The sequence below is a fragment of the Streptomyces omiyaensis genome, assembly GCF_014650895.1.
Lineage (GTDB): Bacteria > Actinomycetota > Actinomycetes > Streptomycetales > Streptomycetaceae > Streptomyces > Streptomyces omiyaensis.
The window spans coordinates 161,089-182,197 of sequence record NZ_BMVV01000008.1; the positions used below are offsets into that span (position 1 = coordinate 161,089).

Consider the following 21,109-nt stretch of genomic DNA (forward strand, 5'->3'; position numbering starts at 1 on the left):
GAAGTCTGGGAAGGACGGCTCGGGGCTCTGGTGCTGTTCTCGTACGGCTCAGGCGAACGCGAGGTTGTAGATACCCGCGGCGAGCGCTCCACCGATCAGCGGACCGGCGACCGGGATCCAGGCGTAGCCCCAGTCGGAGCCGCCCTTGTTCGGCAGCGGGAGCAGGGCGTGCACGATGCGGGGGCCGAGGTCGCGCGCCGGGTTGATCGCGTAACCGGTCGGGCCGCCGAGCGAGAGGCCGATCGAGACCACGACGAAGGCCGTGATCAGGGCGCCGAGGACGCCGAGGCCCTTGCCGCTGTCGTTCAGACCCTGGGTGAGGACCGCGAGGACGAGGACGACGGTGCCGATGATCTCGGTGGCGAGGTTCTGCCAGGTGTTCCGGATCTCGGGGCCGGTGGAGAAGATGCCGAGCACGGGGCCGGGGCCCTCGACGGGCTTCTCGCCGAGCGTCTCCGGGTCGGTGAGGTGGGCCCGGAACTGCCCGTAGTAGGCGATCCAGACCAGGGCGGCGCCGATCATCGCGCCGAGCAGCTGGCCGGCGATGTAGACCGGCACGTCGCCCCACGCGCCGTCCTTGACGGCGATGCCGACGGTGACCGCGGGGTTCAGATGGGCTCCGGAGAGGGAAGCCGTCATGTAGACGGCCGTCATGACGGCGAAGCCCCATCCGAAGGTGATCGCGAGCCAGCCGGCCCCGCGGGCCTTGGAGCTCTTGAGCGTCACGGCGGCGCAGACACCGCCGCCGAGAAGAATGAGCACGGCGGTACCGATGGTCTCGCCGAGGAAGATGTCGGAGCTGGACACCCGCGACTCCTTTGTCCTTCGTCCAGGGGATGGCGGACCCCGGTTCACCCGGTGGTCCGCGCCCTCGTGTGAGGGCGTCCACGGCCCTTGGCACTGCCACACTCTAACGCCTATTGCCGGTAGGTGTTCGGCAATGCCGACCGATGCACGGAAGTTTTGCCCTGGGGTTAACAGCACGTCAAGGGTCTGGGAAACGAAAAACCCGCCGATAACGCGATCGTTACCGACGGGTTCGCTCTCCGTGCGGGCCGGTTCACCGGCCCCGCGGGCGTGGGCTCAGAAGCGGCCCGCCCCCAGGTCCCGGGAGACCGCCCGGGCGCAGTCCCGCACCGCCGCCACCAGCTCCGGGCGCAGCTCCCCGGCCGGGCAGAGCCGCTCCACCGCCCCGGTCACCGCCACCGCCCCCACCGGCATCCGGCGCCGGTCGTGGATCGGCGCCGCCACCGAGGCCACGCCCTCCCAGGTCTCCTCCACGTCCGCCGCCCAGCCGCGCGCACGCGTCATGTCGAGCAGCGACTCGAACTCCTCCAGGCCCGTTACCGTGCGCGGCGTGAACGGCTCCCGTTCGACCTCCACCACCTCGCTGTGGGCCACCGGGTCGTACGCCGACAGCACCTTGCCCAGCGCCGTGGAGTGCAGCGGCTGCATCGCCCCCACCTCCAGGACCTGCCGGCTGTCGTCCGGCCGGAAGACGTGGTGCACGATCAGCACGCCCGACTGGTGCAGCACCCCCAGGTGCACGCTCTCGCCGCTCGACCGAGCCAGGTCGTCCGTCCACACCAGCGCCCGCGCGCGCAGCTCGTGGACGTCCAGATAGCTGTTGCCCAGGCGCAGCAGCTCGGCGCCCAGCTGGTACCGCCCCGAAGCGGCCTCCTGCTCCACGAAGCCCTCCGCCTGGAGGGTGCGCAGGATGCCGTGGGCCGTGCCCTTGGCCAGCCCGAGCGAGGACGCGATGTCGGACAGTCCGAGCCGGCGCTCGCCACCCGCGAGCAGTCGCAGCATGGCCGCCGCCCGTTCAAGCGACTGGATGTTCTTCGCCATCGCCCGGCCCTTCTCCCTCACGTACGCACAGATACCGACGTTCGACAATGCTGAACACTATCGGTCGATGCCGACCTTGCCTCGCACCTGACAGTGTCCTCGAAGAAGGGGCCGTACCGGGAGTCCTCGCACAAAGGATGCCGTCCGCCACGTGGGACGCCGTGTCCGCCCCGGTCGAACCGCGGTTACGCTGACCCCGTGCACCCTGTGCCCAGGGTGTAAAGCCGACAGCCGTCGCAGCCCAGGGAGCCCCTTCATGGCCTCGTCGCCCAGCCCTTCCGTCTCCGCCGACAGCCGGAGCCGCGCCGCCGCGCTCCGTGAGGCGCTCGCCACCCGTGTGGTCGTCGCCGACGGGGCGATGGGCACCATGCTGCAGGCCCAGGACCCCAGCCTGGAGGACTTCCAGAACCTGGAGGGCTGCAACGAGATCCTGAGCCTGACGCGTCCGGACATCGTGGCGTCGGTGCACCGCGAGTACTTCGCGGCGGGCGTGGACTGCGTGGAGACCAACACCTTCGGCGCGAACCACGCGGCGCTGGGCGAGTACGACATCGCCCACCGCGTGTACGAGCTGTCGGAGGCGGGGGCGCGGGTCGCCCGCGAGGTCGCGGACGAGTTCACCGCCGGAGACGGCCGGCAGCGGTGGGTGCTGGGCTCGATCGGGCCGGGCACCAAGCTGCCGACCCTGGGCCACGCCCCGTACACGGTCCTGCGCGACGCCTACCAGCAGAACGCCGAGGGCCTGCTGGCCGGCGGTTCCGACGCGCTCATCGTCGAGACCACCCAGGACCTCCTGCAGACCAAGGCCTCCGTCATCGGCGCCCGCCGCGCCCTCGAAGCGCTCGGCGCGGACGTGCCGCTCATCGTCTCCGTCACCGTCGAGACCACCGGGACCATGCTGCTGGGCTCGGAGATCGGGGCGGCGCTGACGGCCCTGGAGCCGCTCGGCATCGACATGATCGGTCTGAACTGCGCCACCGGCCCGGCCGAGATGAGCGAGCACCTGCGCTATCTGGCCCGCCACGCCCGGATCCCGCTGTCGGTGATGCCGAACGCGGGCCTGCCCGTCCTCACCTCCGACGGCGCCCACTACCCGCTCTCCCCGGCCGAGCTGGCCGACGCGCAGGAGAACTTCGTCCGCGACTACGGCCTCTCCCTCGTCGGCGGCTGCTGCGGCACCACCCCCGAGCACCTGCGCCAGGTCGTCGAGCGCGTCAAGGACCTCACGCCCACCGTCCGCGACCCCCGCCCCGAGCCCGGCGCCGCCTCCCTCTACCAGACGGTCCCCTTCCGGCAGGACACGTCGTACATGGCGATCGGGGAGCGGACGAACGCGAACGGGTCCAGGAAGTTCCGCGAGGCGATGCTGGAGGCCCGCTGGGACGACTGCGTGGAGATGGCCCGGGAGCAGATCCGCGAGGGCGCGCACATGCTGGACCTGTGCGTGGACTACGTGGGCCGTGACGGGGTCGCGGACATGGAGGAGCTGGCCGGCCGCTTCGCGACCGCCTCCACTCTTCCCATCGTGCTGGACTCGACCGAGGTCGAGGTGTTGCGGGCGGGGCTGGAGAAGCTCGGCGGGCGTGCGGTGATCAACTCGGTCAACTACGAGGACGGTGACGGTCCGCAGTCCCGGTTCGCGAAGGTCACCGCCCTGGCCCGGGAGCACGGCGCGGCGCTGATCGCGCTGACCATCGACGAAGAAGGCCAGGCCCGCACGGTAGAGAACAAGGTCGCCATCGCCGAGCGGATCATCGACGACCTGACCGGGAACTGGGGGATCCGTGAGTCGGACATCCTCATCGACACGCTGACGTTCACGATCTGCACCGGGCAGGAGGAGTCGCGCAGGGACGGGATCGCCACGATCGAGGCGATCCGTGAGCTGAAGCGCCGCCGGCCGCAGGTGCAGACGACGCTGGGGCTGTCGAACATCTCCTTCGGTCTCAACCCGGCCGCCCGGATCCTGCTGAACTCGGTCTTCCTCGACGAGTGCGTGAAGGCGGGTCTGGACTCGGCGATCGTGCACGCCTCGAAGATCCTTCCCATCGCCCGCTTCGACGAGGAACAGGTCACCACCGCGCTGGACCTGATCTACGACCGGCGCGCGGAGGGCTACGACCCCTTGCAGAAGCTGATGGCTCTCTTCGAGGGTGCCACCGCCAAGTCGCTGAAGGCGGGCAAGGCCGAGGAGCTGGCGGCGCTGCCGCTGGAGGAGCGGCTGAAGCGGCGGATCATCGACGGCGAGAAGAACGGCCTGGAGACCGACCTCGACGAGGCACTGACCACCACCCCGGCCCTCGACATCGTCAACGACACCCTCCTCGACGGCATGAAGACGGTCGGCGAGCTGTTCGGCTCCGGGCAGATGCAGCTGCCGTTCGTGCTCCAGTCCGCCGAGGTGATGAAGACCGCGGTGGCCCATCTGGAGCCCCACATGGAGAAGTCCGACGCGGACGGCAAGGGCACCATCGTCCTGGCCACCGTCCGCGGCGACGTCCACGACATCGGCAAGAACCTCGTCGACATCATCCTGTCCAACAACGGCTACAACGTCGTCAACATCGGCATCAAGCAGCCCGTCTCCGCGATCCTCGAAGCCGCCGAAGAACACCACGCCGACGTCATCGGCATGTCCGGTCTCCTGGTGAAGTCCACCGTGATCATGAAGGAGAACCTGGAGGAGCTCAACCAGCGCGACCTCGCCGCCCGGTATCCCGTGATCCTCGGCGGCGCCGCCCTGACCAGGGCCTACGTCGAACAGGACCTCCACGAGATCTACCAGGGCGAGGTCCGCTACGCCCGCGACGCCTTCGAAGGCCTGCGCCTCATGGACGCCCTGATCGCCGTCAAGCGCGGCGTCCCCGGCGCCGCACTGCCCGAGCTCAAGCAGCGCAGGGTCGCCAAGGGCGGAGCCGCCGCCCTCCAGGTCGACGAGCCCGAGCCCGGCGGCCGCTCCGACGTCGCCGTCGACAACCCCGTCCCCACCCCGCCGTTCTGGGGCACCCGCGTGGTCAAGGGCATCCCGCTCAAGGACTACGCCTCCTGGCTCGACGAGGGCGCCCTCTTCAAGGGCCAGTGGGGCCTCAAGCAGAACCGGGCCGGCGACGGGCCGACGTACGAGGAGCTGGTGGAGAGCGAGGGCCGGCCGCGGCTGCGGGGCTGGCTGGAGCGGCTGCACACCGAGAACCTGCTGGAGGCGGCCGTCGTCCACGGCTACTTCCCCTGCGTCTCCAAGGGCGACGACCTGATCATCCTCGACGAAGCGGGCAACGAGCGGACCCGCTTCACCTTCCCCCGCCAGCGCCGCGGCCGCCGCCTGTGCCTGGCGGACTTCTTCCGCCCGGAGGAATCCGGACAGACCGACGTCGTCGGCCTCCAGGTCGTCACCGTCGGCTCGAAGATCGGCGAGGCCACCGCCGAACTCTTCGCCGCCGACGCCTACCGGGACTACCTCGAACTCCACGGCCTGTCCGTCCAGCTGGCCGAGGCCCTCGCCGAGTACTGGCACGCCCGCGTCCGCGCCGAACTCGGCTTCGGCGGCGAGGACCCGGCCGCCGTCGAGGACATGTTCGCGCTCAAGTACCGCGGCGCCCGCTTCTCCCTCGGCTACGGCGCCTGCCCCGACCTGGAGGACCGCGCCAAGATCGCCGAACTCCTGCGGCCCGAACGGATCGGCGTCCACCTCTCGGAGGAGTACCAGCTCCACCCCGAACAGTCCACCGACGCGATCGTCCTCCACCACCCCGAGGCGAAGTACTTCAACGCCCGCTGACGCACCTCGACGCAGGGTGACGGTCCGATGACCACACGCTGACGCCGCCCCGCAAATATCGGCGGCGGTGGTGATCGGGACGTACACTTGTCGGTCCAGTGCAGGCCGGCCCTCCTCCCCGTACCGGGAGCGGGGGCCGGCCTTTCCGTCCCTCCATGGAGGTGTGCCGGATGACCAGTACGGTCCCCGCGTCCCTGTTCCGCGCCAACGGAAGCTCCGCCCTGCAGGCGGTCTTCCTCGACATGGACGGGACCCTCGTCGACACCGAGGGCTTCTGGTGGGACGCCGAGGTCGAGGTCTTCGCCGGCCTCGGGCACCGCCTCGACGAGGCCTGGAAGGACATCGTGGTGGGCGGGCCCATGACCCGCAGCGCGGGGTACCTGATCGAGTCGACCGGTGCCGACATCACCCTCGACGAGCTGAGCGTGCTGCTCAACGAGAAGTTCGAGCAGCGCATCGCGCGCGGTGTCCCGCTCATGCCCGGCGCCGAGCGGCTCCTCGCCGAACTGGCCCGGCACGCCATCCCGACCGCCCTCGTCTCCGCCTCGCACCGGAGGATCATCGACCGCGTCCTGGAGTCCGTCGGCCGCGACCGCTTCCACCTCACCGTCGCCGGCGACGAGGTGGTCCGCACCAAGCCGCACCCGGAGCCGTACCTGACCGCCGCCCGCGGGGTCGGCGCCGACCCCGCCCTGTGCGCCGTCATCGAGGACACCGCCACCGGCGTCGCCGCCGCCGAGGCGGCCGGCTGCCGGGTCGTCGCGGTCCCCTCCGTGGCGCCGATCCCCGCCGTGCCCGGCCGGGTCGTCGTCCGCTCCCTCGAAGAGGTGGACGTCCCCTTCCTGAGGACCCTCGTCTCGGGAATCTGAGCTTTCCCTGAGCATTACCCCGGGTATTCGCCGAGGCCGTCTTCCGTGACCTTCTCCCGTCCGCCCGGGCGCGTCTTCCGTGCAATTGGTTCAGGCCATCCATCGAATTGCAGCCGCGTGACCTTGGTCACCCAGCGTGCTCGCCGAGGGGTGGCCTGACCGCGTTCCATGCCCGGAATGCGGACGTCCGCCGCCCCCTTGTGTCCCGATTCGCTCGGTGCCGTCCCTCTCGCGCACCGCATGACTATCGAAGCGGACGCATTCATGATCACCCTGCGATTACCCCCCACGGGCCGCCCCGTCCGGCAATAGCGGCGCCGCCCACTAATCTTTCGCGAGTACTTCGCCGCAATCACCGCGTGCACCGGCGCATACCCAAGTCGCCGAGAACACAGGACCGATCGCAACTTCCCGGCCCGATCGCTCCCGCCCCGACCGGGCGGCCGGCGGCGGAGTGTCGTCATGACCGCTGTACCCCAGGCCGGCTGAGGAGAACGTCCCTTGATGAACCGCAAGACCTTGGTGCTGCCGGCCGTTGCCGGACTGCTCGCCCCGCTGCTCGCCGCCTGCGGCACGGGAGAGGAGAGCAGAGCCATCGTCGTCGGAACCACCGACCAGTTCGTCGCCACCGAGGAGGCGCCGGCCCCCCTCGACCCGGCCTACGCGTACGACACCGGTGCCTGGAACATCCTCCGGCAGACCGTGCAGACCCTGGTCCGCGTCCCCCGCGGCGGCGGCCAGCCCGTCCCCGAGGCGGCCGAGAGCTGCGGCTTCTCCGACAGGGCCAGCGAGAGCTACCGCTGCGTCCTGCGGGCCGGCCTCACCTTCGCCGACGGCACCCCCGTCACCGCCGAGGACGTCAAGTACTCCATCGACCGGGTCCGGAAGATCAAGTCCGACAACGGCGCCGCCGCCCTCCTGTCGACCGTCGACACCGTCGAGACCAAGGGCGACCGCGAGATCGTCTTCCACCTCAACGCCCCCGACGCCACCTTCCCGCACAAGCTCTCCACCCCCGTCGCCGGCATCCTCAGCAAGGACAAGTACGCCGCCGACGCGCTCCGCGAGGGCTTCCAGGTCGACGGCTCCGGCCCGTACACCCTCAAGGCCGAGCAGGAGGGCGACCAGGTCACCCGCTTCGTCTTCTCCCGCAACCCCCGCTACAAGGGCGACATCGCCCCCCGCAACGAGCGGGTCGAGCTGCGCGCCTACAGCGACGCCGGAGCCATGGGCAAGGCCCTGGAGAGCAAGGACATCGACATGATGGCCCGCTCCCTCTCCCAGGAGCAGATCCGCGACCTCACCGAGAGCCCGGCCGCCGGCATCCGCGTCTCCGAGGTCCCCGGCCTGGAGATCCGCTACCTCGGCTTCAACACCAAGGCCCCCGGCGTCGCGGAGAAGGCCGTCCGCCAGGCCATGGCCGCCGTCGTGGACCGCGGCGCCCTCGTCAACCGGGTCTACGGCCCCACCGCGGAGCCGCTCTACTCGCTCATCCCCTCCAGCATCACCGGCCACGCCACCCCCTTCTACGAGGAGTACGGCGAGGGCGACACCGCCCGCGCCGCCGGCATCCTCCGCAAGGCCGGCGTGAAGACCCCGGTGAAGCTCACCCTGAACTACACCACCGACCACTACGGCGCCGAGACCGCCGAGGAGTTCGCGACGCTGAGGAACCAGCTCATCGCCAGCGAGCTCTTCGACGTCACCGTCAAGGGCACCGCCTGGTCCGAGTTCCGCCCCGCCCAGCGCCGCGGCGACTACGCCGTCTACGGCCTCGGCTGGTTCCCGGACTACCCGGACCCGGACAACTACATCGCGCCCTTCCTCGACAGCGACAACTTCCTCGGCACCCCGTACGTCAACAAGACCGTCCGGGACCAGCTCATCCCGAAGTCCCGCCGCGAGGCCGACCGCACCGCCGCCGGCCCCGTCTACCAGCAGATCCAGAAGATCGTCGCCCAGGACGTGCCCGTCCTGCCGCTCTGGCAGGGCAAGCAGTACGTCGCCGCCCGCGACGACATCAACGGTGTCGAGTACGCCCTCAACACCTCGTCCGACCTGCTGCTGTGGGAGCTGAGCCGCGGCACCACCGCCTGACCCCTTCGTTGTACCGGCCGCGCGCCACGCGCGGCCGGCCTGGCAAGAGATCACGAGGCAAGTTCTGTGAAGACGCACCACAAGTGGCTGACCGCCCCGCTCGCCGCGGGCCTCTCCGCCGCCCTCCTCGGCGGCTGTGGCACCGAACAGGGAGCGGGCTCCGACACGGCGGACGCCATCCGCGTCGGCATGTCCGACGAGATCATGGCGACCGACCCCGCCGCCGGCTACGACCCCGGCTCCTGGCTGCTGTTCAACAACGTCTTCCAGTCCCTCATGGCCTTCCCCAAGGGCGGTTCCCTGCCCGAGCCCGAGGCCGCCGAGAAGTGCGGCTTCGACGAGGGCAGCACCGTCTACAGCTGCACCCTCCGGCCCGGCCTGAAGTTCTCCAACGGCAACCCGCTCACCTCGGAGGACGTCAAGTTCTCCTTCGAGCGCGCCCTGAAGATCGCCGACCCCTCCGGCCCGGCGCCGCTGCTCTCCACCATCGGGACCATCGAGACCCCCGACGAGCGGACCGTCGTCTTCCACCTCAAGGTCCCGGACGCCACCTTCCCGAGCAAGATCGCCTCCGGCGCCGGCTCGATCGTCGACCACCGCGAGTACCCCGCCGACGCGCTCCGCACCGACGGCAAGGCCGTCGGCTCGGGTCCGTACAAGCTGGACTCCTTCGGCGAGACCGAGGCCGTCTTCTCGGCCAACACCGGCTACCAGGGCACCGCCGAGCGCCGCAACGACAAGATCAGCCTCAAGCTCTACAACGGCGACCGCTCCGCCCTCGGCAAGGCCTTCGCCGACGGTGACGTCGACGTCGCCTACCGAGGCCTCTCCGCCGCCGACATCTCCGCGCTGGAGACCTCCACCGAGGACCGCGACGTCCAGGTCGTCCAGGGCGGCAGCGCCGAGGTCCAGCACCTCGTCTTCAACATGAAGGACCCGGTCGCCGGCAAGCTCGGCGTCCGCAAGGCGATAGCCCACCTCGTCGACCGCGACGCCCTGGTCGAGGACGTCTACAAGTCGACCGCCACGCCGCTGTACTCGATCGTCCCGGCCGGCATCAACGGCCACAACACCGCCTTCTTCGACACCTACGGCGCCCCCGACCCGGCCAAGGCGAAGAAGGCCCTGCGCGACGCCGGCATCAAGGGCAAGGTCACCCTGACCCTCTGGTCCACCCCCAGCCGCTACGGCCCCTCCACCGACGCCGAGCTCAAGGCCATCGCCGCCCAGCTCAACGCCAGCGGCCTCTTCGCCGCCGACGTCAAGTCCGTCGCCTTCGACCAGTACGAGAAGGACATCGCCGACGGCAAGTACGGCGTCTACGTCAAGGGCTGGGTCCCCGACTACCCCGACGCCGACAACTTCACCGCCCCCTTCTTCGGCGAGGGCAACGTCCTCTCCAACCACTACGACAACAAGGCGATCACCGGCACCCTCCTGCCGAAGACCGCCGCCACCGCCGACCGCTCGGCCACCGACAAGGAGTACGGCGACATCCAGGACGCCGTCGCCGAGGAGCTGCCGCTCCTCCCGCTCTGGCAGGGCAAGCAGTACGCCGTCACCCGCGACGGCGTCACCGGCCTCGAGTGGACCCTGGACGCCTCGACCGTCTTCCGCTTCTGGGAGATCCGCAAGAGCTGACCCCCACGGGGAACACGGGAGGGCCCGGCGCACGCCGAACGTGCCGGACCCTCCCGTCGTACCGCCGGCCGCTACTGGCCGTTCGCCCCCGGACGCACCAGGCCGCTCTCGTACGCGTACACCGCCGCCTGCACCCGGTCGCGCAGCCCCAGCTTCGTCAGCACGTGCCCGACGTGCGTCTTCACCGTCGTCTCGCTGACGAACAGGTCCGCCGCGATCTCCGCGTTCGACAGGCCCTTGGCGACCAGCTTCAGGACCTCCACCTCACGGTCGGTCAGCGTCGCCAGGGTGTCCGGAACCTGCTCCTCGCCCGTCGGCAGATGCGCCGAGTACTTGTCGAGCAGCCGGCGCGTGATCGACGGGGCCAGCATCGCCTCGCCCGCCGCCACCACCCGGATCGCCTGCACCAGCTCGTTCGCCGGGGCGTCCTTCAGGAGGAAGCCGCTCGCGCCCGCGCGCAGCGCCTCCACCACGTACTCGTCGAGATCGAAGGTGGTCAGCACCAGCACCTTCGCCGGCCCGTCCCGGCCGGGGCCGGTGATCTGCCGGGTCGCCTCCACCCCGTCCATCCGCGGCATCCGGATGTCCATCAGCACCACGTCCGGCTGGAGCGCCCGGACCTGGTCCAGCGCCTGCAGACCGTCACCGGCCTCGCCCACCACCGCGAGGTCCTGCTCCGCCTCCAGAATCATCCGGAAGCCGGTGCGCAGCAGCGGCTGGTCGTCGACCAGGAGGACGCGAATCGTCACAGGGGCTCCTTCACGAGGCGGGCCGGTCGTCGCCCATTCTGCCCTGCCCCGATTCGCCCGACTCCGGCGGGCGCGCGGAGACGATCTCCAGCGGGTACGCCGGGGGAGTGCCCCCGAACTCCGGACACACCGCCTGGTGGTCGCACCACCCGCACAGCTTCGTCGGCCGCGGCCGCCAGTCGCCCGAGGCCGTCGCCGCCCGGATCGCCTCCCACAGCGCGTGCAGCTTCCGCTCCACCCGTCGCAGGTCCGCCTCCACCGGGTCGTACGTCATCACGTCCCCGCTGCCCAGGTAGACCAGCTGCAGCCGGCGGGGGATCACCCCCTTCAGCCGCCACACCACCAGCGCGTAGAACGTCATCTGGAACAGCGCGCCCTCGCTGTACTCCGGCCGCGGCGCCTTGCCCGTCTTGTAGTCGACGATCCGCACCTCGCCGGTCGGCGCCACGTCCACCCGGTCGATCACCCCGCGCAGCCGCAGCCCCGACTCCAGCTCCGTCTCCACGAAGAGCTCGCGCTCGGCCGGCTCCAGGCGCGCCGGGTCCTCCAGCGTGAACCACCGCTCCACCAGCGACTCGGCCTCGGCCAGCCACCCGGCGAGCCGGTCGCCCGTCGGGTCGTCCGCGAACAGCTCGCCCAGCTCGGGCCGCGACCTCAGCAGCCGGTCCCACTGCCCCGGGACCATCGCCTTCGCCCGTGGCACCGTCCGCTCCGCCGCGGGATCGTCGAAGAGCCGCTCCAGGACCGCGTGCACCAGGGTCCCCCGCGTCGCCGCGGCACTCGGCTTCTCCGGCAGCCGGTCGATCACCCGGAACCGGTACAACAGGGGACACTGCATGAAATCGCTCGCCCGCGAGGGCGACAGCGACATGGGCGGCCGGGGCCCCGCCGGGAGCCGTTCGCTGGTACTCATGACACAGACCCTACGACCCGCCACCGACAGAGAGCCGCATACCATCGACGCATGACCCGTCGCGCTGCATGATCGATCCGTGACGCACCGGCGCGGTCACACCCGGCGACGAGAGGAACCCGTGAACCAGGACGAGCCCAAGCCGCAGCGGACCGAGGAACCCGGCGGCGGGATCCTCATGGGCCGGCCCTTCGGCGTGCCCGTCTACGTCGCCCCCAGCTGGTTCCTCGTCGCCGCCCTCATCACCTGGGTCTTCGGCGACCAGATCGAGCGGGTCCTGCCCGAGCTCGGCGCGGCCCGCTACCTCGTCTCCCTCTTCTTCGCCGTCGCCTTCTACGCCTCCGTCCTCGTCCACGAACTCGCCCACACCCTCGCCGCCCTCCGCTTCAAGCTCCCGGTGCGGCGCATCCAGCTCCAGTTCTTCGGCGGCGTCTCCGAGATCGAGAAGGAGTCGGAGACCCCCGGCCGCGAGTTCGTCCTCGCCTTCGTCGGCCCCCTCCTCTCCCTCGTCCTCGCCGGCCTCTTCTACCTCTCCCTGTACGCCGTCGAACCGGGCACCGTGCCGGGCGTCCTCCTCGCCGGCCTGATGATCTCCAACCTCATCGTCGCGATCTTCAACCTGCTCCCCGGCCTCCCCCTCGACGGCGGCCGGATGCTCCGGGCGGTCGTCTGGAAGATCACCGGCAAGCCCATGAGCGGCACCGTCGCCGCCGCCTGGGTCGGCCGCGCCCTCGCCGTCACCGTCCTCATCGGCCTCCCCCTCCTCACCCGCACCGGCTGGCTCGGCAACTCCACGGCCGACATCGACGGCTTCACCACCGTCACCGACGCCCTCCTCGCCGCCATCCTGGCCGCGATCATCTGGACCGGCGCCGGCAACAGCCTCCGGATGGCCCGCCTGCGCGAGCACCTCCCCGAGCTCCGGGCCCGCGCCCTCACCCGCCGCGCCGTCCCCGTCGAGCCCGACGCCCCCCTCTCCGAGGCCCTCCGCCGCGCCAACGAGGCCGGTGCCCGCGCCCTCGTCGTCGTCGACGGCACCGGAGGCCCCACCGGCATCGTCCGCGAGGCCGCCATCGCCGCCGTCCCCCAGCACCGCCGCCCCTGGGTCGCCGTCAGCACCCTCGCCCAGGACCTCACCCCCGGCATGCGGGTCCCCGCCGAACTCACCGGCCAGCCGCTCCTCGACCACCTCCGCGCCACCCCGGCCACCGAGTACCTGGTCGTGGAGGAGACCGGCGAGATCTACGGGGTCCTCGCCACGACCGACGTCGAGCGCGCCTTCGTCAAGGCCATGGCACGCCCCTCCTCGTGAGCCCGGTATGGTTGTTCACATGTCCGAACCGACCGGTGCCGCCCGCCGACGCGGGCCCTTCAAGGTCGGGGACCAGGTTCAGCTGACCGACCCCAAGGGCCGTCACTACACGTTCACGCTCGAAGAGGGAAAGAACTTCCACACCCACAAGGGTTCTTTCCCGCACGACGAACTGATCGGCGCCCCCGAGGGCAGCGTTGTCCGTACCACCGGAAACGTCGCCTACCTCGCGCTGCGCCCCCTGCTCCCCGACTACGTCCTGTCCATGCCCCGCGGCGCAGCCGTGGTCTACCCCAAGGACGCGGGGCAGATCCTGGCCTTCGCCGACATCTTCCCCGGCGCGCGCGTCGTGGAGGCCGGCGTGGGGTCCGGCTCGCTCAGCAGCTTCCTGCTCCGCGCCATCGGTGACAGCGGCATGCTGCACTCGTACGAGCGCCGCGAGGACTTCGCCGAGATCGCGAAGGGCAACGTCGAGCGCTACTTCGGCGGCCCCCACCCGGCCTGGCAGCTGACCGTCGGCGACCTCCAGGACAACCTGACCGACACCGACGTCGACCGGGTCATCCTCGACATGCTCGCCCCGTGGGAGTGCCTGGAGGCCGTCTCCAAGTCGCTCGTCCCGGGCGGCATCCTCTGCTGCTACGTGGCCACCACCACCCAGCTCGCCCGCACCGTGGAGTCCATCCGCGAGATCGGCTGCTACGCCGAGCCGCAGCCGTGGGAGTCCATGATCCGCAACTGGCACGTCGAGGGTCTGGCCGTCCGCCCCGACCACCGGATGATCGGGCACACCGGCTTCCTCGTCACCGCCCGCCGCCTCGCGGACGGCGTGGAGCCCCCGATGCGCCGCCGCCGCCCCGCCAAGGGCGCCTACGGCGAGGACTACGACGGCCCCAACAAGGGCTGACACCCCGACAGGATCCCGGCCGGCGCCGCCGCCCCTCCCCGCACCGCGGGGAACGGGCGGCGGCGCCGGCGCGTTCGGTACCCCTGTTCGAGGCCCCCGGCTGTTCCGCCGCCCTGTGACGTGTGGCACGATGCCCGCAACCCCTCGGCACGACCCTCACAGGAGACGTCTCGCGTGCAGCCCTCCGCCGCCCCGGACACCGTGGACCTCGCACACACCCACGCCCGGCCGCTGCACTGGCTGGCCACCGCCACCGCGACCGCCGCGGTCGTCGCCCTCGCGGGCGCCCTGGCGCCCCGTGCCGCCGAGGCCGGCCCCGCCACCACGGCCGCACCCGCCCCGGCAGCCCCGGGGCCGGCCGTCGCACCCGACGCCACGACGGCCGACTACCCCCTGGAGTGCGGGGGAGCGGACCACCGGGTCGCCCGGTCCGCCTCCGGCGACCTGGACGGCGACGGGAAGCCCGAGACCGTTGCGGTCGTACACTGCGAAGCCGGATCCGGAACGCCGCCCGCCGGGCTGTACGTGCTCACCCCCGGCCGCGGTGCCCAGGCGCCCGCGCGCGTGGTGGCCACCCTCGTCGACCCGGGCGAGCGGCGCAGCGTGACCGGCCTCGCCGTCCGCGACGGGGCCGTCCGCGCCACCCTGCTCGGCTACTCGTCCGCCGACGTCCCCAGCTGCTGCCCCGACGAGAAGGAGCAGGTCACCTGGGAGTGGACCGGCGGTGCCTTCGTCCGGACCGCGGGCGCGGAGGCCCGGGGCGTCTGACGCCTCACTCCGCGTCGGGGCCGTACACCTCCACGCGGTCCCGCACCCGCCGCACGTGGATGCAGTCGCCCGGGCACTCCTTCGCCGAGTCCACCACGTCCTGGAGCAGGGGCAGCGGCACCGGGGTGGTCGCCCCGGCCTCCTGGAGGAGTTCGTCGTCGGCGCTCTTCACATACGCGAGCCCGTCGATGTCCAGTTCGAAGACCTCGGGAGCGTACTGAGCGCAGATCCCGTCCCCGGTGCACAGGTCCTGGTCGATCCAGACCTCCAGGGCCTCCTCGGCCCCTTCGGCCGGCGCCTCGTGCTGCACGCTCATCTCTTCTGCCGTTTCTGCTCCGCGCGGACAATTGAGGCCGCGACCCGCGGGTGTTGACTCCACACGACGATACAACTGCCCGCTTTCAGAGCGTGAAGGGTGGGTATTCCCCTGGCGAGAAGGGGAAGCGCAAGGGTGAAGATCGGACACTCCCCGGAGTCTTTTTGATCTAGGGGTTTCAATCATCACCCACGCAGGTAGGGTCAGGATGCGTCCAGCTCCCCTTGGAGGAGGTGAGGACCGTGGCAGCCCACGACGACGACATCAACCGCGGCATCCGGCCGGGGCGGGGGTCTGAAGACCCTGCCGGCCAGGTTGCCTATCTCGAGCAGGAAATCGCCGTCCTGCGCCGCAAGCTCGCCGACTCTCCGCGACACACGAGGATTCTCGAAGAGCGGATCGTCGAGCTGCAGACGAACCTGGCCGGCGTGTCCGCGCAGAACGAAAGGCTGGCGAACACGCTCCGTGAGGCACGCGACCAGATCGTGGCCCTCAAGGAGGAGGTCGACCGGCTCGCGCAGCCGCCGGCCGGCTTCGGTGTCTTCCTGCAGGCCAATGAGGACGGCACATGCGACATCTTCACCGGGGGCCGCAAGCTCCGGGTGAACGTGAGCCCCAGCGTCGAGCTCGAAGAGCTCCGGCGCGGCCAGGAAGTCATGCTCAACGAGGCGCTCAACGTGGTCGAGGCCATGGAGTTCGAGCGCGCCGGGGACATCGTCACCCTCAAGGAGATCCTCGAGGACGGCGAGCGCGCCCTGGTGGTCGGGCACACCGACGAGGAGCGGGTGGTGAGGCTCGCCGAGCCTCTGCTGGACGTCACCATCCGCCCCGGCGACGCCCTGCTCTTCGACTCCCGGTCCGGCTACGTGTACGAGGTCGTGCCCAAGAGCGAGGTCGAGGAGCTCGTCCTCGAAGAGGTCCCGGACGTCGACTACGAGAAGATCGGCGGTCTGGGCAACCAGATCGAGCTGATCCGCGACGCGGTCGAGCTCCCGTACCTCTACCCCGACCTGTTCAAGGAGCACGAACTGCGGCCGCCCAAGGGCATCCTGCTCTACGGGCCGCCGGGCTGCGGCAAGACGCTCATCGCCAAGGCCGTCGCCAACTCCCTGGCCAAGAAGGTCGCCGAGGTCACCGGCCAGCCCGCGGGGAAGTCCTACTTCCTCAACATCAAGGGCCCCGAGCTCCTCAACAAGTACGTCGGCGAGACCGAGCGGCACATCCGCCTGGTCTTCCAGCGGGCCCGTGAGAAGGCGAGCGAGGGCACCCCCGTCATCGTCTTCTTCGACGAGATGGAGTCGCTCTTCCGCACCCGCGGATCGGGCGTCAGCTCGGACGTGGAGAACACCATCGTCCCCCAGCTGCTCGCCGAGATCGACGGCGTCGAAGGCCTGGAGAACGTGATCGTGATCGGCGCCTCGAACCGCGAGGACATGATCGACCCCGCGATCCTGCGCCCCGGCCGGCTCGACGTGAAGATCAAGATCGAGCGCCCGGACGCCGAGGCGGCGAAGGACATCTTCGCGAAGTACCTCACCGCCAACCTCCCGCTCCACCCGGACGACGTCTCCGAGCACAGCGGCTCCAAGGCCGCCGCCGCCCACGGAATGATCCAGTCCGTCGTCGAGCAGATGTACGCCGAATCCGAGGAGAACCGCTTCCTCGAAGTCACGTACGCCAACGGCGACAAGGAAGTCCTCTACTTCAAGGACTTCAACTCCGGCGCGATGATCCAGAACATCGTCGACCGGGCCAAGAAGATGGCCATCAAGGCATTCCTCGACCACAACCAGAAGGGCATCCGCATCTCCCATCTCCTCCAGGCCTGCGTGGACGAGTTCAAGGAGAACGAGGACCTGCCCAACACCACCAACCCCGACGACTGGGCCCGCATCTCCGGAAAGAAGGGCGAACGGATCGTCTTCATCCGCACCCTCGTCACCGGAAAGCAGGGCGCGGACACCGGGCGCTCCATCGACACGGTGGCCAACACCGGTCAGTACCTGTAGGGACGCACACCGGCTGCGGATGTCCGGGATCCGGGCATCCGCAGCCGTCGCATTCCGCAAGGAAATCCTTCCGGCCACGCCGGGAAATACCGCAAGTGATCTCCCCACCAGCGCGGAGCCGCTCTAGGCTCTTCGGTACCGCCGAGTCGCGCACTGAGCGCCGCCGGGCAAGGAGGGCCGCATGACCGTACGGCGAGTAATGGGCATCGAGACGGAGTACGGGATCTCCGTCCCCGGACACCCGAACGCCAATGCCATGCTCACCTCGTCCCAGATCGTCAACGCCTACGCCGCGGCGATGCACCGGGCGCGCCGCGCCCGCTGGGACTTCGAGGAGGAGAACCCGCTGCGGGACGCCCGCGGCTTCGACCTCGCCCGCGAGGCCGCCGACTCCAGCCAGCTCACCGACGAGGACATCGGCCTGGCCAACGTGATCCTCACCAACGGCGCCCGGCTCTACGTGGACCACGCCCACCCCGAGTACAGCGCCCCCGAGGTCACCAACCCCCGCGACGCCGTCCTCTGGGACAAGGCCGGCGAGCGGATCATGGCCGAGGCCGCCGAGCGGGCCGCCCAGCTCCCCGGCGCCCAGCCCATCCACCTCTACAAGAACAACACCGACAACAAGGGCGCCTCCTACGGCACGCACGAGAACTACCTGATGAAGCGGGAGACCCCCTTCTCGGACATCGTGCGCCACCTGACCCCCTTCTTCGTCTCCCGCCAGGTCGTCACCGGCGCGGGCCGGGTCGGCATCGGGCAGGACGGGCGCGAGGACGGCTTCCAGATCAGCCAGCGCGCCGACTACTTCGAGGTCGAGGTCGGCCTGGAGACCACCCTCAAGCGGCCCATCATCAACACCCGCGACGAGCCGCACGCCGACGCCGAGAAGTACCGCCGGCTGCACGTGATCATCGGGGACGCCAACCTCTCCGAGATCTCCACCTACCTGAAGCTGGGCACCACGGCCCTCGTCCTGTCGATGATCGAGGACGGCTTCATCACCGTCGACCTCGCCGTCGACCAGCCCGTCCGCACCCTCCACCACGTCTCCCACGACCCCTCGCTCCAGTACCTCGTCACGCTGCGCAGCGGCCGGACACTGACCGCGGTCCAGCTCCAGATGGAGTACTTCGAGCTGGCCAGGAAGTACGTGGACGAGCGGTACGGGGCGGACGCCGACGAGCAGACCAAGGACGTCCTGGCCCGCTGGGAGGACACGCTGGGCCGGCTGGAGAACGACCCGATGAGCCTCGCCGGCGAGCTGGACTGGGTCGCCAAGCGGGAGCTCATGGAGGGCTACCGGCGCCGCGACGGCCTGGACTGGGACGCGGCCCGGCTGCACCTGGTGGACCTCCAGTACGCGGACGTGCGGCCCGAGAAGGGCCTGTACAACCGCCTGGTGGCCCGCGGGCGCATGAAGCGGCTCCTGGACGAGGCCGAGGTGGAGCGGGCCGAGACGGCGCCCCCGGAGGACACCCGGGCCTATTTCCGGGGCCGCTGCCTGGAGCAGTACGCCGACGACGTCGCCGCGGCCTCCTGGGACTCGGTGATCTTCGACCTGCCGGGCCGCGACTCGCTCCAGCGCGTCCCGACCCTGGAGCCGCTGCGGGGCACCAAGGCGCACGTGGCGGCCCTCCTGGACCGCTGCCGCACGGCGGAGGAACTCGTCAGGGTCCTCTCCGGCAGCTGATTCGAGACCTGAACGGGGGCTGAAATACCCGGCCCCTGGGAATCATGGAAACAGTGCCCGGACGTTGCGGAAATGCGGGGGCCGATGTCAGCCCCGGCTTGTAGGGTCTGATCTTGCAGGACCCGGTAGCACCTGTCTGAGCGATCCGATTCGAGCGGGGTGAGGAAATGGCGACCAAGGACACCGGCGGCGGACAGCAGAAGGCGACGCGTTCCACGGAAGAGGTCGAGGAGACCACCACGGAGGCGAGCTCCGACCTCAAGGAACGCCAGGAGAAGCTGAGCGACGACGTGGACTCCGTCCTCGACGAAATCGACGACGTCCTCGAGGAGAACGCCGAGGACTTCGTGCGGTCCTTCGTGCAGAAGGGCGGCGAGTAGCCGCTTCCCACCTGTCGATCCCGTCCCCGGAGCCCCGCGGAGAAGCTGTGGGCCCGGGGACGGATGACAGGCCCTCGCACGGGTATGGTCCGTACACAGCAATCAAGATCGGCCCGCGCGAAGCCATAGGGGGCGGGCCCTTCTCACCCACCCGGAAGGAATCGCGTGGAAGCCAACCCTCGTAGCATCGGGCGTCTGCCGGCGGCCTTCCTGACGCCGGGCTCCTCCTCGTTCATGGACTTCCTCGCCGACCACTCGCCGCAGGTGCTCCCGGGGAACCGGAAGCTGCCGGACGGGATCGTCGAGGCTCCGCACGGCACCACCATCGTGGCCGCCACCTTCCCCGGGGGCGTCGTCCTCGCGGGTGACCGGCGGGCCACCATGGGCAACATGATCGCGCAGCGGGACATCGAGAAGGTCTTCCCGGCGGACGAGTACTCCGCGGTCGGCATCGCCGGCACCGCCGGTCTCGCCGTCGAGATGGTGAAGCTCTTCCAGCTGGAGCTGGAGCACTTCGAGAAGGTGGAGGGCGCCACGCTCTCCCTGGAGGGCAAGGCGAACCGTCTCTCCACCATGATCCGGAGCAACCTGGGCATGGCCATGCAGGGACTCGCCGTCGTCCCGCTCTTCGCGGGCTGGGACGAGGGCCGGGAGAAGGGCCGGATCTTCTCGTACGACGTGACCGGCGGCCGCTCCGAGGAGCACGGGTACGCCGCCACCGGCTCGGGTTCGATCTTCGCCCGCGGCTCCATGAAGAAGCTGTACCGCGAGGACCTCACCGAGCAGCAGGCGACCACCCTGGTCGTGCAGGCGCTGTACGACGCGGCGGACGACGACTCGGCGACCGGTGGCCCGGACCTGGCCCGCCGGATCTTCCCGATCGTCACCGTCATCACCGACGAGGGCTTCCGCAGGCTCTCCGAGGCGGAGTCCTCCGAGCTGGCCCGTTCGATCACCGAGCGGCGTCTGGAACAGCCGGACGGACCGCGCGCCGCCCTGCTCTGATCCGTACGTCGCCCCCTCACAGCCCAGAAGAAAGGGACGAGCGCCGGTGTCCACGCCGTTCTACGTCTCACCCCAGCAGGCCATGGCCGACCGCGCGGAGTACGCCCGCAAGGGCATCGCCCGCGGCCGCAGCCTCGTGGTCCTCCAGTACGCCGACGGCATCGTCTTCGTCGGAGAGAACCCGTCCCGCGCCCTGCACAAGTTCAGCGAGATCTACGACCGGATCGGCTTCGCCGCCGCCGGCAAGTACAACGAGTACGAGAACCTGCGCATCGGCGGCGTCCGCTACGCCGACCTGCGCGGCTACACCTACGACCGGGACGACGTCACCGCGCGCGGCCTGGCCAACGTCTACGCGCAGACGCTGGGCACCATCTTCTCCAGCGCCGGCGAGAAGCCGTACGAGGTGGAGCTGGTCGTGGCCGAGGTCGGCACCGAGCCGACCGGCGACCAGATCTACCGGCTCCCGCACGACGGCTCCATCGTCGACGAGCACGGCTCGGTCGCCGTGGGCGGCAACGCGGAGCAGATCAGCTCCTTCCTGGACCAGCGGCACCGGGACGGGATGTCGCTCGCGGAGGCGCTGAAGCTGGCGGTGCAGGCGCTCTCCCGGGACACCAACGGCACGGAGCGGGAGATCCCCGCCGAGCGGCTGGAGGTGGCCGTCCTGGACCGGACGCGCCCGCAGCAGCGCAAGTTCAAGCGGATCGTGGGCCGGCAGCTGGCGCGGCTGCTCGGCGCCGACGACGCCGCGGTGACGAAGACCGACGACCCGTCGGACGAGGCCGAGGAGGCGGGCGGGGAGTAGTCCCGGCCCGAGAGGCCCC

General features: G+C 70.4%; 17 protein-coding genes. 12 read left to right on the top strand and 5 right to left on the bottom strand.

The genetic code is table 11. The annotated features are described in order from the left end of the window. Positions 1 to 48 precede the first annotated feature (48 nt). Positions 49 to 807 carry an MIP/aquaporin family protein gene (locus IE287_RS15795; RefSeq protein WP_189849686.1) on the bottom strand — a complete coding sequence of 253 codons (759 nt, stop codon included), beginning with the start codon at positions 805 to 807 and terminating at the stop codon, positions 49 to 51. Between the two features lie 276 nt (positions 808 to 1,083). Continuing rightward, positions 1,084 to 1,848, bottom strand: a complete 765-nt coding sequence (locus IE287_RS15800) for an IclR family transcriptional regulator (protein WP_189849687.1) — start codon at positions 1,846 to 1,848, stop codon at positions 1,084 to 1,086. 256 nt (positions 1,849 to 2,104) lie between these two features. Here IE287_RS15800 and metH point away from each other — a divergent pair, with 256 nt between their 5' ends. The 4 genes from metH to IE287_RS15820 all read left to right on the top strand — a co-directional run bounded on the left by metH (position 2,105) and on the right by IE287_RS15820 (position 10,230). Beyond that, positions 2,105 to 5,623, top strand: a complete 3,519-nt coding sequence (metH, locus tag IE287_RS15805) for a methionine synthase (protein ID WP_189849688.1) — start codon at positions 2,105 to 2,107, stop codon at positions 5,621 to 5,623. Between the two features lie 170 nt (positions 5,624 to 5,793). Further along, entirely contained in the window at positions 5,794 to 6,492 is a 699-nt protein-coding gene (locus IE287_RS15810; protein WP_189849689.1) for an HAD family hydrolase, read from the top strand. A 504-nt stretch (positions 6,493 to 6,996) separates the two neighbouring features. After that, positions 6,997 to 8,589 carry an ABC transporter substrate-binding protein gene (locus tag IE287_RS15815; RefSeq protein WP_189849690.1) on the top strand — a complete coding sequence of 531 codons (1,593 nt, stop codon included), beginning with the start codon at positions 6,997 to 6,999 and terminating at the stop codon, positions 8,587 to 8,589. Positions 8,590 to 8,655: 66 nt separating this feature from the next. Next, positions 8,656 to 10,230: an ABC transporter substrate-binding protein gene (locus tag IE287_RS15820; RefSeq protein ID WP_189849691.1), complete on the top strand. Its 1,575-nt coding sequence runs from the start codon at positions 8,656 to 8,658 to the stop codon at positions 10,228 to 10,230. A 71-nt stretch (positions 10,231 to 10,301) separates the two neighbouring features. Here IE287_RS15820 and IE287_RS15825 read toward each other — a convergent pair whose 3' ends face one another. Together IE287_RS15825 and IE287_RS15830 are read right to left on the bottom strand one after the other, a co-directional pair. Further along, the gene (locus IE287_RS15825; RefSeq protein ID WP_189849692.1) at positions 10,302 to 10,979 is read right to left on the bottom strand and encodes a response regulator; all 678 of its coding nucleotides are present in this window, start codon (positions 10,977 to 10,979) and stop codon (positions 10,302 to 10,304) included. Between the two features lie 10 nt (positions 10,980 to 10,989). Next, entirely contained in the window at positions 10,990 to 11,892 is a 903-nt protein-coding gene (locus tag IE287_RS15830; RefSeq protein WP_229883512.1) for a RecB family exonuclease, read from the bottom strand. 178 nt (positions 11,893 to 12,070) lie between these two features. On the opposite strand from IE287_RS15830, the gene IE287_RS15835 reads away from it, so the two are divergent. From IE287_RS15835 to IE287_RS15845, 3 genes are all read left to right on the top strand, one after another. Further along, a complete protein-coding gene (locus IE287_RS15835; protein WP_229883521.1) occupies positions 12,071 to 13,204 on the top strand; it encodes a site-2 protease family protein in 1,134 nt (377 codons plus the stop codon). A gap of 19 nt (positions 13,205 to 13,223) precedes the next feature. Beyond that, entirely contained in the window at positions 13,224 to 14,111 is an 888-nt protein-coding gene (locus tag IE287_RS15840; protein WP_031013975.1) for a tRNA (adenine-N1)-methyltransferase, read from the top strand. A 174-nt stretch (positions 14,112 to 14,285) separates the two neighbouring features. After that, on the top strand, positions 14,286 to 14,879 hold the full coding sequence (locus tag IE287_RS15845) for a hypothetical protein (RefSeq protein WP_189849695.1): 594 nt from the start codon (positions 14,286 to 14,288) through the stop codon (positions 14,877 to 14,879). Positions 14,880 to 14,883: 4 nt separating this feature from the next. Here IE287_RS15845 and IE287_RS15850 read toward each other — a convergent pair whose 3' ends face one another. Then, complete coding sequence (locus IE287_RS15850; protein ID WP_031013977.1) at positions 14,884 to 15,195, bottom strand: ferredoxin; 312 nt, start codon at positions 15,193 to 15,195, stop codon at positions 14,884 to 14,886. A 242-nt stretch (positions 15,196 to 15,437) separates the two neighbouring features. On the opposite strand from IE287_RS15850, the gene arc reads away from it, so the two are divergent. The 5 genes from arc to prcA all read left to right on the top strand — a co-directional run bounded on the left by arc (position 15,438) and on the right by prcA (position 21,090). Further along, positions 15,438 to 17,204: a proteasome ATPase gene (gene arc / locus IE287_RS15855; protein WP_189849696.1), complete on the top strand. Its 1,767-nt coding sequence runs from the start codon at positions 15,438 to 15,440 to the stop codon at positions 17,202 to 17,204. Between the two features lie 181 nt (positions 17,205 to 17,385). After that, entirely contained in the window at positions 17,386 to 18,897 is a 1,512-nt protein-coding gene (dop, locus tag IE287_RS15860) for a depupylase/deamidase Dop (protein WP_189849697.1), read from the top strand. 167 nt (positions 18,898 to 19,064) lie between these two features. Continuing rightward, entirely contained in the window at positions 19,065 to 19,277 is a 213-nt protein-coding gene (locus IE287_RS15865) for a ubiquitin-like protein Pup (RefSeq protein ID WP_015032443.1), read from the top strand. Positions 19,278 to 19,442: 165 nt separating this feature from the next. Beyond that, complete coding sequence (gene prcB / locus IE287_RS15870) at positions 19,443 to 20,282, top strand: proteasome subunit beta (protein WP_189849698.1); 840 nt, start codon at positions 19,443 to 19,445, stop codon at positions 20,280 to 20,282. Between the two features lie 46 nt (positions 20,283 to 20,328). Next, a complete protein-coding gene (gene prcA / locus IE287_RS15875; protein ID WP_189849699.1) occupies positions 20,329 to 21,090 on the top strand; it encodes a proteasome subunit alpha in 762 nt (253 codons plus the stop codon). Positions 21,091 to 21,109: the final 19 nt, after the last annotated feature.